Source organism: Hyphomonas sp., from assembly GCF_041689225.1.
GTDB lineage: Bacteria > Pseudomonadota > Alphaproteobacteria > Caulobacterales > Hyphomonadaceae > Hyphomonas.
In genome coordinates, this window is record NZ_JBDNGN010000168.1 from 68655 (window position 1) to 81673 (window position 13019).

The window sequence follows — 13019 nt, forward strand, 5'->3', positions numbered from 1 at the left end:
CCAGAGCCCCCCTGACACCCGCCTATGAAGATCCATTGCGGCGGACTCATATCAAGCGGCTCAAGCTGGCCCTTGTTCCTCAGCGCGCTCGCGGCCTGCCTTGGCGTCTTCCTGATCGGGGGGGTCGGTCTTGCACTAGCCTTGCTGGTACAAAGTCTCATCGGACTTGACCGGGTCGGCATGTTTGATACCGGTTTTGCAGGGGGTATTGCGACGGGCCTGCAATTATCGGCCATGAACTTCTTCCTCTTCCTCATCACGGTGCCGGCCGCCTGGATCGCGCTTGGCCTGTCGATCGGGCGGATGCCGCACCGCGGAATTGCTGCGCGGCGACCGTACTTGAGATGGGCGGCGATCTTGGGCCCAATCCTTGTCGGCGGAACGACGTGCTTCTTTGGAATGTCGGTCGCTGGGCTTGCAACGGGCGCTGGTGCCCTGCTTTCCGGCGCAAGTGTCGGCGCGCTGTCCGGCATCGGCTGCGGATTCCTGTTCTACATGATCGTGGGCCCTGACGAGCAATTGCGAGATGTCGACATCAGCGTGTTCTGACCTGTCTTGACGCATCCGGCAAAGCCCATCACCTGACACCCATGACTGATCTGATCGAAATCTGGACGGATGGCGCCTGCAGTGGCAATCCCGGGCCTGGCGGCTGGGGCGCGCTCCTCATCGCGGGCGAAAATCGCAAGGAATTGTTCGGCGGCGAAAAGCAGACGACGAACAATCGGATGGAAATGATGGCGGCCATCGAGGCTCTCAACGCCATCAAACAGCCGTCGAAAATCACCCTCCATGTTGACTCCACCTATGTGAAGGACGGCCTGACCAAATGGATCAATGGCTGGAAGCGCAATGGCTGGAAGACGGCAGCCAAGAAGCCGGTCAAGAATCAGGACCTTTGGCAAGCGCTCGACGAAGCCTGCCAACGCCATGACATTACCTGGAAATGGGTCAAGGGACACGACGGCGACCCAGGCAACGAACGGGCCGACGAACTCGCGCGGATGGGCACGGACCAGGCGCGCGGGCGCTAGGCGCCTTCGAGAATGGCTTTCGCCGCGCCAGCAATGTCGTCCGGCGACAATCCCGCAAGCGGGACTACCAGAACGGGCTTGTCCTCGCGCCGCTTGCGACTGCGCGCATAGAGCGGATCATAGTGCTCCAGCATCAGGACCTCGGCGAGTTTGCGGTGGTCGCCCGAATCTGCCAGCGCTTGCCATTCACTCAGCGTCTCTTTCGAATGAAACGGCTTGAGCAGATCCAGCGACCGGGCAACGCTATCGCGATCGCTGACGGCATCGCCATAGGCCGAGACAAGGAACGCGCTGCGAACAGACGCGGGCACGTGGATCTCGATGCGCGGCGCAGCCAGCATCTCGTGCCATAGTCGACGGGGCACGCGGCGAACGCCCACGCGCGCGGATTCAGCCTCGACATAGACGGGGCGCGACAGGTTAAACCGGCGCAGCCGGTCCCATATTTCCGTTTCGAAAAGACGCTGGGCTGGCTGTGGCAGATCGTCAAATCCGCCAAAGGCCGAGCCGCGATGATTGGCAAGGCCTTCAAGGTCGATCACCTGCCCGCCCTGCTCCGCGATGGCTTGCAGGATTGCGGTCTTGGCGCTGCCTGTCGGCCCGTCAATCAGGATGATCGGCAAGGGGGCCGTGTCGACGTCGAGCCCCTGAACCACGTCGCGCCGCCAGGTCTTGTAACCGCCTTTGACGAGACCAACCGGCCAGCCAACTGACGAGAGGATCGTCGCCATCGCGTTCGAGCGCATGCCGCCCCGCCAGCAATAGACAAGCGGGCGCCAGCCACGCGGCATGTCCGCCAGGGCTGTTTCCAGATGCTCAGCAATGTTCCTCGCGACGATGGCACCGCCAATTCGATTCGCCTGAAACGGACTTTCCTGCTTGTAGATCGTGCCGACTTTGGCCCGTTCGGCATTGCTCAGCAAGGGCAGGTTGATCGCGCCTGGCATGTGGTCGTCGGCGAACTCGGCGGGCGAGCGCACGTCGATGATGGCATCGAAGCGCAACAGGGTTTCCGGGCCAAGGTCTGTAACGGTCTCAAGATAAGGCATTGCATGCACGCTTAGCAGGTTTTGATTGCCTCGCCAGAGGCGGGCGCGTTAAGCCCGTCAGGCAGACAAGGACACACCATGCCCGATACGAAGACAGAGCCACCGCTGACCTCCCTCGCCCATGGTGGCGGGTGCGGCTGCAAGCTCGCACCCAACGTGCTGGCCGATATCTTGAGCGAGATGCCGCTGGCGCTAGGAAACGCAAACCTGATTGTCGATGCGGCGACCAGCGATGACGCAGCTGTGTACCGCATGAATGACACGACGGCGCTTGTGGCGACGACGGATTTCTTCACCCCCATCGTCGATGACCCGCACACGTTCGGACGCATTGCGGCCACGAATGCCCTGTCTGACGTGTTTGCGATGGGCGCGACACCCATTTTCTCGCTGGCCATCGTCGGCATGCCGATTGGCAAAATTTCGAACGAAACTATCCGGGCCATCCTCGCAGGCGGGCAATCTGTAGCGGAAGCGGCAGGCGCACCGATTGCAGGCGGACATTCGATCGATGCCGCTGAGCCAATTTACGGTCTTGTCGCAATGGGCCTGGTGCATCCAGACAAGTTGCTACTCAATTCCGGCGCAATGGCTGGTGACGTGCTGATCCTCGGCAAACCGCTTGGCGTGGGCATCTACAGCGCGGCGCTGAAGCGCGGAATCATCGAGGATGCGGACTATGCCGAGATGATTGCCTCGACCACGCGCCTGAACACGCCGGGCATTGATCTGGCAGGCATGGAAGGCGTACATGCCGCGACGGACGTGACGGGATTCGGATTTCTCGGGCACCTGTCGGAGATGTGCCGTGGCGCAGGCGTGGGCGGTGTGATTGAAACGGAACTGGTGCCGGTGTTCGCAGGCGCGCGTCGACTGGCCGAGGCGGGAGTCAAAACGGGCGCTTCGGGCCGCAACTGGGACTCGGTGAAAGAGTCTGTCAGTCTCGATCGTGCGCTGTCCGATGCTGAGCTCGACATCCTCTGCGATCCGCAGACAAGCGGGGGGCTGCTGGTGTCGTGTGCGCCCGAGGCGGTTGAACGGGTGCTCGGCGTATTCGCGAGTCACGGACACGTAGGCGCTGCTGTTGTCGGACGCATGGAAGCCACCAAAGCCGGTGTGCGCGTCGTCTGACGCCTATTCCGTCGCCATCTGAGATGCTGCCTCCGGGGGCAACGCGCCATTGCCACAATCTGTTTCGGCGCTGTCCGTTGAGCTGGCCTGGACGAGCGCGTCCTTGACGTCGAGCCACAGAAGGTCGTTGGCGGCGCAGGCCTGTGCAAAACTGAACAGGTTCCGCATGCTCGCGGTTTCAAAATCAAGCGATCCGGCAAAGCGCATGGCCACCGGAATACTCGCAAATTTGAGTTTCATGCCGTGCTGCGACGCAAAGGACGCAGTCAGCGCCAGTTCGGTACGGGCCATATGCATGAGCACCACGGAAAAGCCCCGCATCGTAATCGGAACCGTGCTCACCGGCGTCGCCCGCGGTAGGGTTCCGAGCTGGCCATTGATAATGACGTAGATGTTCACATCCTTCAGAGCGGCCACTTCTTCTTCGGTAACGAAAGCCGCATGAGGCGCGATGAAAAAGGGCACCGTCGTACCGCCGTCGACATGCATTTCCTGATAGGTCCCGCTGGCCGCGTCGACATCGAACATGACCGGTGGGAAAACCCCTGGTACGCTGGACGATGCGACGAGCACATTCACGAACAGTTTTCGTGCCGGTTCGCCGCCGCGACGGGCGATGGCGCCCATATCCCAGATCACCGTCTCCTCGCTGTCGAGATTGGTCGTTGCGACAAGCAGCATACGCCCGTCGGTCGCTTCCGTCGCGACCGCATCGACAAGTTCCCTGGTGACGAAATGATCGATAAGGCTGCGCAGCGATGCGTCGTCGAACACCCCGACCCGGAACATCGTGCCGATACCGGGGCGACCGACGATGCCGGCGCTCATGCCACCCGTATAGGCGTCGGTCAGTTCGTCGTCCCATTCCGGACCGAGAAAGGCGAAAGGCGCGATCAGGGCACCCGTGCTGACACCCGTCACGATTTCGAACTCGGGCCGCTTGCCCGAATAGGTCAACCCAACGATGGCGCCGGCACCGAATGCACCACCGGCACCGCCACCCGACAGTGCGAGAATATCGATGGCATCGTCACCGGAACGGGCCTGAAGGCGCTCAATCGTGCTGCCCGTGCGCGCCAGGAATTCCGCATTGTCCGAGCCGGACATGCGCACGTCCGGCGCAAAGCCGGCGATATAGGCGTGCTGGGAGAGATCGAGGACCGGGGCGTCTCCCCGCACCAGCGTAACGCAGCCCCCGAGCGCGAGCGCGGCAAAAAAGAGGATTGCTGGCTTGATGAACATCATATCGTTATCCGGTCCGTAAAATATCCACGCCATTACCCGCTCCAGGACAAGGTAATGGCGACGATCTCATACTGCGAGGCACTGGACGCCTGCATCTGCCATTTGACGTCTTTCCATGTCTTCCGGAGCACGTTTTTGCGCCGGGCACAAAAAAAACCCGGCCTTGTGGCCGGGCTTTCCAGAATTCTGTCTGTCGTCGAGCCTCAGGCGGCTTCTTCGACTTCGTTGACGCGCGAGCTTGGGCGCGGATCGCGCAGCACATAGCCTCGGCCCCAGACAGTCTCGATATAGTGGTTTCCGCAAGCCTGCTGCAATTTCTTGCGGAGCTTGCAGATGAACACGTCGATGATCTTGAGTTCCGGTTCATCCATGCCGCCATAAAGGTGGTTCAGGAACATTTCCTTGGTGAGCGTCGTGCCCTTGCGCAGGGAAAGCAGCTCGAACATCTGGTATTCCTTGCCGGTCAGATGGACGCGTTCTTCATCCACTTCGACGGTCTTGGCATCGAGATTGACCAGGATATCGCCGGTACGGATAACGCTTTCGGCGTGGCCCTTCGAACGGCGCACAATGGCAGTGATCCGCGCAATGAGCTCGTCCTTGTTGAACGGCTTGGTGAGATAATCATCGGCGCCGTAGCCGAGTGTCTTCACCTTGGCTTCGATGTCCGGGTTGCCCGAAAGGATCATCACAGGCGTGTTGACACGGCCCATGCGCAGCTGTTTAAGCACTTCATAGCCGGAGATGTCTGGCAGCGACAGGTCGAGCACGATCATGTCGTACTCGTAGACCTTGCCGAGGTCGACGCCCTCTTCTCCGAGATCTGTTGTATAGATAGTAAAGCCAGCGGCTTTCAGCATCAGTTCGATGGAACGCGCTACAGCGCTATCGTCTTCAATTAATAGGACGCGCATGGCTCGTCTCCCGAATCATTCTCGCGACCAACCTAGTCGCTTTGTTTAACCTTGTGAATCCTACAGGCTGTTTCTTTAACTAAGGTTAACGGCGTGTAGGCCCTGCCTCAAATAATTCCAATTTATTCACACTGATTAATAGCCAAGCTCTGCCGCTTGGGCATTGCCTGTCAGCATCTGAGAGATGGCGATCACGTCCTGGATCGGCTGTGCTTGCTGGTCTGTGGAGATCAGCGTCTTCTGACACCGGATGGCATCCCGCACCTTCGGATCGCGCATGACGATGCCGGCAAGATGTGGACGAAATCCGAGGAAAGTCTGGCAGGCTCGCGCAATCGCTTCATACGTGCGCTGGCCTGCAGCACGCGTATCCGCCTGGTTGATACAAATCACGGGTTCAACGTTGGGTGCATATCCGCGCAAGACCTTGATGAAGGCATAGGCGTCGGTCATCGATGTCGGTTCATCGGTGATCACCATCAATGCCTTGTCCGCTGCGCGGGCAAGCCGCATGCAGTTGGCTTCGATACCGGCACCAAGATCGAGCACGACCTGGTCATATTGCAGGGCGAGTGCGGAAAGCCCCGCAGCGAGACGTGCCACTTCTTCCGGCGGCAGTTCCGCAAGAGCACCAGAACCGGACCGGCCGGGCAACACGTCAAAGCCACCGCCGCCGGCACCGCCGTCAACTGGCGTCACGGCATCGTCAAGCTCGACCCACCCAGCAACAACAGCCGCGAGATCCGTTTCCGGAGCAATACCGAGCTGAACGTCGACATTGGCGAGACCAAGGTCGCCGTCGACCAGCAAGGTCCGCTTACCAGCCTGCGCAAAGGCACTGGCGAGTGTGATCGCCACGAAGGTTTTGCCGACCCCGCCCTTGCCACTGGCAACTGCGATGACGGATGCAGGAGCGACACGCGGTGTCGGGCGCGCTTGCGGACGATCCTGAGATTTTCGAAGCATGAAACTCATAGGGCTACGCGGCTCCTTTCATGGCGATAACATCGCCGGGGGCGTCTTCCATTAACAAGGCGGCCAGGCGCGACGGCGCGGCCGGAACGAGGCCGCCACCGATAAACGGCGTCACGGCCAGATGCGAGAAGGCAATGCCAGCGGACGACAGCGCGGCAATCGCGCCGCCGCGACGTCGGACAACGTCCAGCTTGGTCAGGATGGCGCGCTTGACGCCAGCCCGTGCGAAAGACTTGGCCGCCTCGGCCTGGTCTTCGGGATGTCCTTCGGCCGACATGACGAGCACTGGCTCGGCACGGATCACGGCTATCAGGTCCTGAAGGCTGGCCATGTCATCATCGTCAAACGGGTTGATGGCGGGCAGGTCGATGACGCAGCGGCGATTTTCGTTGCGCAATGTTCTGAGCGTACCGAACAAATCCTCCGGCGTCCGGGCGACGCGGATCTGGTCTTGCTCGAGTTCGAGATAGGCGGCGAGCTGATAGCCACCCGCCGTGCCGTCAAGATCAGCGGCGACAGGCATGATTTCAGCACGCGCAACCGATGCGCGGCGGGTCAGCTTTGCGGCTGTTGCCGTGCGGCCATGTCCCGGAGGTCCGACAAGAACGATGTCGCGATCAAGGCGCGGAAGAATGGGATCACATGCGACGAGGCGCGAGACGCCCTCGGCGATGGCATCTTCCGGATCGGTGTGCTGGATACCAGAGCGGCCAGCGCTCTCTGCGGCCACGCGGTCAGCGAACCGCTGCGGGGCACCATGCCAGAGCAGAGCGTCGCGCACCCGGCTGAAGAGAGGGTTTTCGATGCCGCGGCCATGATTGTTGCCACGTGCCTCACGCAGGAACAAGGGTTCGTTCGGCACCATGCCGCCCCCCATCTTGTCGGTGGCCGCGCGCACTTCCACGCCACCATCGATCTCCCGTTCTGAAAGGATAACAGCGTCAGACCCCATTTCGGCGAATATCATTGCCTTGGCGGCCTCGAAGGACTCGGCTGCAAACATCTTCATGCGCATATGGGCGGCATCCTCGTAAACATTTGGACCTTCCCGCGCAGCCCTTACCACGTGACAAGTCGGTTCATTTTGAATGATCAGTTAACACTCGAAAAGGTTAACAACTTCCTTTTAGGCGTTAGGGTTTGAATAACATGACAGTAGATTCATGAATGGTGGCTGTGCATCTGGACGCACACCGCGAAGCCACTGAGTTTTCTGGAAAAGCCTAGGCGGCCGCTCGTTCATCAACGATTTCGGACAGTGTCACACCCAACTGGCCGTCGGCAACGACAAGGCGTCCGCGCGCCATCAGGCGGTCTGAAACGTAAATATCAATGGTTTCATTGGTGCGGCGCTCGAGTGCGATGACCTCACCGGGAGACAGCGCCATGAGCTCCTCGATCGGCATGCGCACTTCGCCCAGCACAATGTCCACACGCACGGGCACGTCCATAAGTGACTTTTGCAGGGCGGGGTTGGCTGGTTGCATGAACTGATCGATCCTGAGTGCTGCCGCAGGCCTAGAGTGTAGCGACTGTGCGTGTCAAATCCTTAACGCTCGGCAAACAGGTCGCCCTGACCGTCGACAATACGCTGGGCGGTGGCGTTGATGAGGTCAAGCGCAACCGCGATATCGAGCCCCTCATACGCACCCGCTTCAAGGTGCCGTGCGAGCGAGACCAGATCGGCGAGTGCGTCGTTGAGGCTGTGCGTCACGGCATGGAGGCGCTCTTCAGCCTGCGATGATTCGAGGCGGGCCGCCGCGGCAAGGCCCTCGGAGCGGGCTTCGGACAGTAGGCGCGCGAGCTCGGGTCCGGTCAGCGTCAGCTGGCCTTCAGTGGGCGGGGGCCGTTGTTCGGGTTCTGGCGCGAGTGTGAAATCGCTGCGAAATTCGAACGGCTGCACAGATTTGACAGCGCGCTGTGTCATTCCACCAGATCCTCGTCTTCGATCTGGTTCCCGACTCGAATGTCGCCCTGTTCGATCAGCTTGCGGGCCAGCGAGACAAGCTCCTGGCGCGCCGCGTCCACTTCGCTGCGGCGAGTGCCGCCCCGGGCAGATATTTCTTCGCGCAGCAGCTCTCCGGCACGACGTGTCATGTTGGCAAAGAAGGCCGCAGCCGTTTGCTCGGACGCGCCTTTCAAGGCGGTAACCAGCGTCGCGCGGGCACCTGCCGACAACAGCGTCTGTAGACCGGCCGCATCAAGGCGGGCAAGATCGTCAAACGTGAACATGAGCGCGCGGACCTTTTCGCCCGAGCCGGGCTCGGCGTTTTCGAGCGCCTCTAGGAAGACCTTTTCCGTGCGGCTGTCGAGACCATCAAAGATGCGCGCGACGCGCTCGTGGCCGCTGCTATTGCCGTCTCCGATTATACTGTCGAGGCGTTTTGCAATGAGCGATTCGAGGCTTGCGCAGGCTGCCGGGTGAACCTGATCGATGTGCAGGAGCCGGTGCATGGCGTCGATCGCCACTTGGGGATTAAGCGCGCGCAGCAGCCTCGCGGAGGCGTTGCCGCTCAGTTGCGACAGGATAAAGGCGATCGTCTGGGGATGTTCGTTGGCGAACAGCGCAGCGAGCGTTCCCGTGTCGATCGCCGACAGGCGCGACCAGACTGAACCGGTCGTGGCTGCAGCCGGACGCAGACGGCGGTGCGCTTCGACAAAACTGCGCGCCGCTTCCGATTCCCCGTCCATACTGTCGCCAAGGGCATTCATGGCGGAAGTGAGGGCGCGGGCTTCGTGCGGGTCGAGTTCGGCCCATATGCCAGCGGCTTCAGGCCCGAGGGCGCGCATCAGGCGCGCGGACCGCGCCAAGCCTTCACCTGCAGGAACAAGGGCGAGCGCGCTCATGCCGCGTCGGTCCTGTTGGTCATCCATCCGCGCAGGATGTCAGCCGCACGGGCGGGATCCTTGCGGGCTAATTCGGCGGCATCGCTGGGCGGCAGCGCCGTCCTGACAGGATGAATGGGAGTCGGGGCAAGGGTGCGTTCGGGGGGGGAACCAAGGGCGCGGTGCGGCCGTTCTTCAACGGTTTCGAAGACCATTTCGGCGCGAGGCACGAAAGCCAGCCAGCCGAGCAGGCCGGCGAGCAATGCGAGGAAGGACAGTTCGCCATAGGCCGCCGCGTCTGGACGCCCGGGCGCACCTTTCGCAAACACAGCTTGCTGCATCACGAACAGGTCGCCGGTCATGACATCGAGACGGGCCGCTGCAGTCACGAGACTTTCGATGGTCGAGGCCTGTGCGCCTGCTTCAGCGTCAAGCAGGACGAATACGGTGCGTCCGCCAGTCGCCGAAGTGTTGACGCTAATGCGGGCATTGCCGGGGCCTACGACGGGCTCGATGATGTTCATCAAGGAGGCATCGAGCGGCGTCGCTGTCGTCGGAAGCGGATTGTCGGAGGTAAGCAGCTCGCTGCCGCGCCAGGCCAGAAGGCCAAGAGCGATTGCAAACGCAGCCAGTGCGAGCGCCCTTGGTGAGGGCCCCGCGCCGGGATCGAGTTTGCTGGATCTGCCTGCCATCAACCGCTCCTGAATTCTCCGGCTATCCGGAGTCCAGTCATGGTGATAGCCGCCCGCCCGTAAATTTGTCTTTAACGGGCGGAGCTTCGATAATCAGGAGACCGCAAGCTTAGCGGCGGTATTTCTGGAGCCGCGTCGTCCGCAGTCCCTTCACACCATGACGGGAATACAGCTTTTCCCAGCCTTCGAATTCCTCGTCCGTCAGGTTGTAGCGGTCGCACGCGGCTGAGCGCGAAAGCAGGCCGCCCGAGACGGCTGCGACGACTTCTGCCTTGCGGCGCGTAACCCAGCGCGAAATGCCGGGCGATGGCAAGTCTGCCAGGGTGAGCATCTGCCCGTCAGGGCCTTTGACGCTCGTCAGTTTTGCGTTCTGCGTATCCATATCCACACACCATCTGCTTCGGTAATGCCACGACCCGACTGCTTCGGACCCTCTGGCAACAGGCTTACACGAGCGGATTTAAGCTCACGCATAAGCGGACGTGTTAGTTTCGCACCGCGCATTAGGGGGATGTTCGCAAACCTGTCCCGCACCGGGACAAATCACCGATTCCGCCGGATTTTCTGCAGATTGGATTAAAAAAAGTTCAGGTCAGAAGGACTAGCGCGTCATTGTCGCGCGCCTGCGCGGCATGCCTGCGAAGCATGGTGAGGAACATCTCATCGCCGCGCTCGGTCTGCTTCACTAGCATGGCCGCGCCGAAGGCGACCGACATGCCATAGAAGGAATACCAGCGATAATGATCGTACAGGTCCTCGAAACTGTAGCTGGAGATGCCAGCCTCTATGAGGCGCGCATGATAGTAACGCAGCAATGCCTGCTCATGCTTCGGGCGTTCCTCGCGCGTCAGCCCGGCCCCGATGAAATAGGCGACATCATTGGCCGGGGCACCTTTGGCGGCTGTCTGCCAGTCCACCAGGGCAATCGGCTTCGGTGCGCCCGGCTTGCCGAACAGCATGTTGTCGAGCCGGAAATCATTGTGCGTCAGCGCAAACGGGCCAGGATGCACTTCGCCCCAGCGCGGCAGCGCAGCCGAATAGGCATCACCGACCTCAATCACGTCTGTCGTCAGCTGCGCCGCATAACGCGCCTTGAACCCGGTCCACAAGTCGGCAACCTGCTCTGACGTCAATACGGGTGGCGGCGAGGTTTCAGAGCCCTGAAGCCAGTCATGCTGATCAAGGCTCTCATCTCCCCAGTATGCGGCGTGCAGGACCGCGGCAGAAGCCAGGGCCAACTCGGCCTCGGCGACCGAGCATCCCTTGAGCTGGTCACCCTGTTCGGAGGGCGCCATGTCTTCCATGATCAGGGCGAACCGGTTCGTCGCTTCGTCATAGTCTGTGTAATAGGCCGCCGGGGTGATCTTGCCTGCCACTTTCGGGAAGGTGCGGTAGAACATGACTTCGCGCTTGTAATGGCCGAGCATCGCAGCCGTCGCGAGACTGGCTTCACTGCCTGACGGGAACTTGCCGACCAGCGTGTCCGGCGCATCGTCACCCTTGCGGGCATAATCGAATACGAAGCGGACATTCTCACCGATCTGGCCCGTGCCAATCGCCTTGGCCGTCAGGCCTTTGACGCCGGCATCGATACCGATGGTTTCAAACAGGTCGTTGAACCATGCTGGCGTCAGTTCCAGCGGGTTACCGTCGAGTCCCGGACGGGTCATATATACTACTCCCTTGTGGCGCCGTTTTCCGGTGCATCATTTTCTTGTTCTGGTTCTTGTTGTTTCGTGGCGGACTTTCCCGTGAAGCGGGAGACCCAGCCCATGCGTTCTTCGGCCGTGCGCAGTGACTTGTCGAGCGCGGCCATGGTGAGCGCGAAGTCGCCGCTGGTTTCCTTGCGCCAGGCGCGTTCGGTTCGGCCGATCACGAACGCGATGGCCAGCACTTTCAGGCCGAGCGGCGCGCCGCTGTCATCATCCAGACCCGCAGAGGCGAGCGCCCAGCGCGCCGACGCAGCGCGGGCCGCTGGCAGGCGCAACAGGATCGACGGCTGGGCTTCGCGATAGCGCAGAAGCGACTTCAGTCCGTCGCGATAGTCTTCCATCGCCTCGAAGCGCAACATGATGACTTCAAACAGGCGTTCGCGTGGCAGGTCATCGGTTGCAATGGCCTCGGCGGACATGGCCCGGTCGAAATGCGCGTCGACCGCATCGGCCAGCGACTCGCGCGTCGCGACACCATGGAAATCGTTGAGGGTGAGCCCGGCCTTTGCCGCAATCTCGCTAAGCGTGAGTTCGGGCCAGGGCTTCGTGGCGGCGAGATCGAGCGCGGCGAGCATTCCCTGCTCGATGATACTTGTCGTTCGCGCCATGACCTCTCCTGCGTCAGTCCTTTTGGCGAGAGAGGTCCCGTTCGCGGTTGGCAGCGGCGCGCAGGGCCTTTCTCATCAGGACCGCCATCCCACCCTCATCCATGAGGATGTCAAGGGCGGCCTGGGTGACTCCGTTGGGTGAAGTCACTGCTTTACGCAGGGCGTCCGGGGCTTCGTCGGTGGATGCCATAAGGGCAGCTGCGCCTTCGACAGTGCGGCGGGCCAGCCGAGCGGACAGGTCTGCCGGCAGGCCTTCGGCCTCGCCCGCCATCGCCATGACTTCAGCCAGCAGGAAGACATAGGCCGGGCCACAACCTGATACGCCTGCCGCCGCCGAGATAAGCTTTTCGCCTATCGGGCCTTCCACGACACCCAGTGGCAGGAGCAACTCGGTTGCCAAATCAATGTCGCCAGGATCAGCGCCCTGCGGCGCGGTAGTCACGGTGACACCCTGCCCGATGGCGCCCGGTGTGTTGGGCATGGCCCGCACCACGCGGATCGACTCGAATGACGCCGCCAATTGCTTGAGCAGGACGCCGGCCATCACCGAAACGACGAGCGTATCGGGGCCAATAAGTGGTGAAGTGTCTTCGATGGTGGAGGCGAAGACTTGCGGTTTTACCGACAGAACGCCGAGACCTTCGGGCGCAGGTTCCGGGTTGAGCGTGATCTTGCCAGCCGCCGCCCAGCCGGACACTTCGTCCGAAGGTCTCGGCGTGACGATGATGATTTGTGATTGGGTCCCGGCGGCCAGCCAGCCGCGCACAAGGGCTGCGCCCATCCGTCCGGCGCCGATCAGGGCAATGATCGGTGCAGGCATTCTCTAATTCTCC

16 protein-coding genes are annotated in these 13019 nt (G+C 61.4%); 3 read left to right on the forward strand and 13 right to left on the reverse strand.

Annotation, left to right across the window (positions count from 1 at the left end; genetic code table 11):
- Positions 1 to 24 precede the first annotated feature (24 nt).
- Together ACESNB_RS16890 and rnhA are read left to right on the forward strand one after the other, a co-directional pair.
- Positions 25 to 549 carry a hypothetical protein gene (locus ACESNB_RS16890; protein ID WP_373009455.1) on the forward strand — a complete coding sequence of 175 codons (525 nt, stop codon included), beginning with the start codon at positions 25 to 27 and terminating at the stop codon, positions 547 to 549.
- A 41-nt stretch (positions 550 to 590) separates the two neighbouring features.
- Positions 591 to 1034 (forward strand): ribonuclease HI, encoded by a 444-nt coding sequence (rnhA, locus tag ACESNB_RS16895; protein ID WP_373009457.1) that lies wholly within the window; start codon positions 591 to 593, stop codon positions 1032 to 1034.
- Here the strand turns inward: rnhA and mnmH are convergent.
- A complete protein-coding gene (mnmH, locus tag ACESNB_RS16900; RefSeq protein WP_373009459.1) occupies positions 1031 to 2083 on the reverse strand; it encodes a tRNA 2-selenouridine(34) synthase MnmH in 1053 nt (350 codons plus the stop codon). The genes rnhA and mnmH overlap by 4 nt on opposite strands.
- Positions 2084 to 2161: 78 nt before the next feature.
- On the opposite strand from mnmH, the gene selD reads away from it, so the two are divergent.
- A complete protein-coding gene (gene selD / locus ACESNB_RS16905) occupies positions 2162 to 3214 on the forward strand; it encodes a selenide, water dikinase SelD (protein ID WP_373009461.1) in 1053 nt (350 codons plus the stop codon).
- Between the two features lie 3 nt (positions 3215 to 3217).
- Here selD and ACESNB_RS16910 read toward each other — a convergent pair whose 3' ends face one another.
- From ACESNB_RS16910 to proC, 12 genes are all read right to left on the reverse strand, one after another.
- On the reverse strand, positions 3218 to 4492 hold the full coding sequence (locus ACESNB_RS16910; RefSeq protein WP_373009463.1) for a patatin-like phospholipase family protein: 1275 nt from the start codon (positions 4490 to 4492) through the stop codon (positions 3218 to 3220).
- Between the two features lie 170 nt (positions 4493 to 4662).
- Positions 4663 to 5373 carry a response regulator transcription factor CtrA gene (gene ctrA / locus ACESNB_RS16915; protein WP_373009465.1) on the reverse strand — a complete coding sequence of 237 codons (711 nt, stop codon included), beginning with the start codon at positions 5371 to 5373 and terminating at the stop codon, positions 4663 to 4665.
- A gap of 135 nt (positions 5374 to 5508) precedes the next feature.
- Positions 5509 to 6348 (reverse strand): AAA family ATPase, encoded by an 840-nt coding sequence (locus tag ACESNB_RS16920; RefSeq protein ID WP_373009467.1) that lies wholly within the window; start codon positions 6346 to 6348, stop codon positions 5509 to 5511.
- A 4-nt stretch (positions 6349 to 6352) separates the two neighbouring features.
- Complete coding sequence (locus ACESNB_RS16925) at positions 6353 to 7363, reverse strand: flagellar biosynthesis protein FlhF-like protein (RefSeq protein ID WP_373009469.1); 1011 nt, start codon at positions 7361 to 7363, stop codon at positions 6353 to 6355.
- 208 nt (positions 7364 to 7571) lie between these two features.
- Positions 7572 to 7835 (reverse strand): flagellar motor switch protein FliN, encoded by a 264-nt coding sequence (fliN, locus tag ACESNB_RS16930; protein WP_373009471.1) that lies wholly within the window; start codon positions 7833 to 7835, stop codon positions 7572 to 7574.
- Between the two features lie 62 nt (positions 7836 to 7897).
- On the reverse strand, positions 7898 to 8275 hold the full coding sequence (locus tag ACESNB_RS16935; protein ID WP_373009473.1) for a hypothetical protein: 378 nt from the start codon (positions 8273 to 8275) through the stop codon (positions 7898 to 7900).
- Positions 8272 to 9195, reverse strand: a complete 924-nt coding sequence (locus ACESNB_RS16940) for a flagellar motor switch protein FliG (RefSeq protein ID WP_373009475.1) — start codon at positions 9193 to 9195, stop codon at positions 8272 to 8274. Before ACESNB_RS16940 ends, ACESNB_RS16935 begins: the two co-directional genes overlap by 4 nt.
- Complete coding sequence (locus tag ACESNB_RS16945; protein WP_373009478.1) at positions 9192 to 9866, reverse strand: hypothetical protein; 675 nt, start codon at positions 9864 to 9866, stop codon at positions 9192 to 9194. The genes ACESNB_RS16940 and ACESNB_RS16945 overlap by 4 nt, the downstream gene beginning before the upstream one ends.
- Positions 9867 to 9975: 109 nt before the next feature.
- A complete protein-coding gene (locus ACESNB_RS16950) occupies positions 9976 to 10248 on the reverse strand; it encodes a DUF1153 domain-containing protein (protein ID WP_340691744.1) in 273 nt (90 codons plus the stop codon).
- 205 nt (positions 10249 to 10453) lie between these two features.
- A complete protein-coding gene (locus ACESNB_RS16955; protein WP_373009480.1) occupies positions 10454 to 11536 on the reverse strand; it encodes a phosphotransferase in 1083 nt (360 codons plus the stop codon).
- Between the two features lie 5 nt (positions 11537 to 11541).
- Positions 11542 to 12186 carry a hypothetical protein gene (locus ACESNB_RS16960; protein ID WP_373009482.1) on the reverse strand — a complete coding sequence of 215 codons (645 nt, stop codon included), beginning with the start codon at positions 12184 to 12186 and terminating at the stop codon, positions 11542 to 11544.
- 13 nt (positions 12187 to 12199) lie between these two features.
- Entirely contained in the window at positions 12200 to 13006 is an 807-nt protein-coding gene (proC, locus tag ACESNB_RS16965) for a pyrroline-5-carboxylate reductase (RefSeq protein ID WP_373009484.1), read from the reverse strand.
- Positions 13007 to 13019 lie beyond the last annotated feature (13 nt).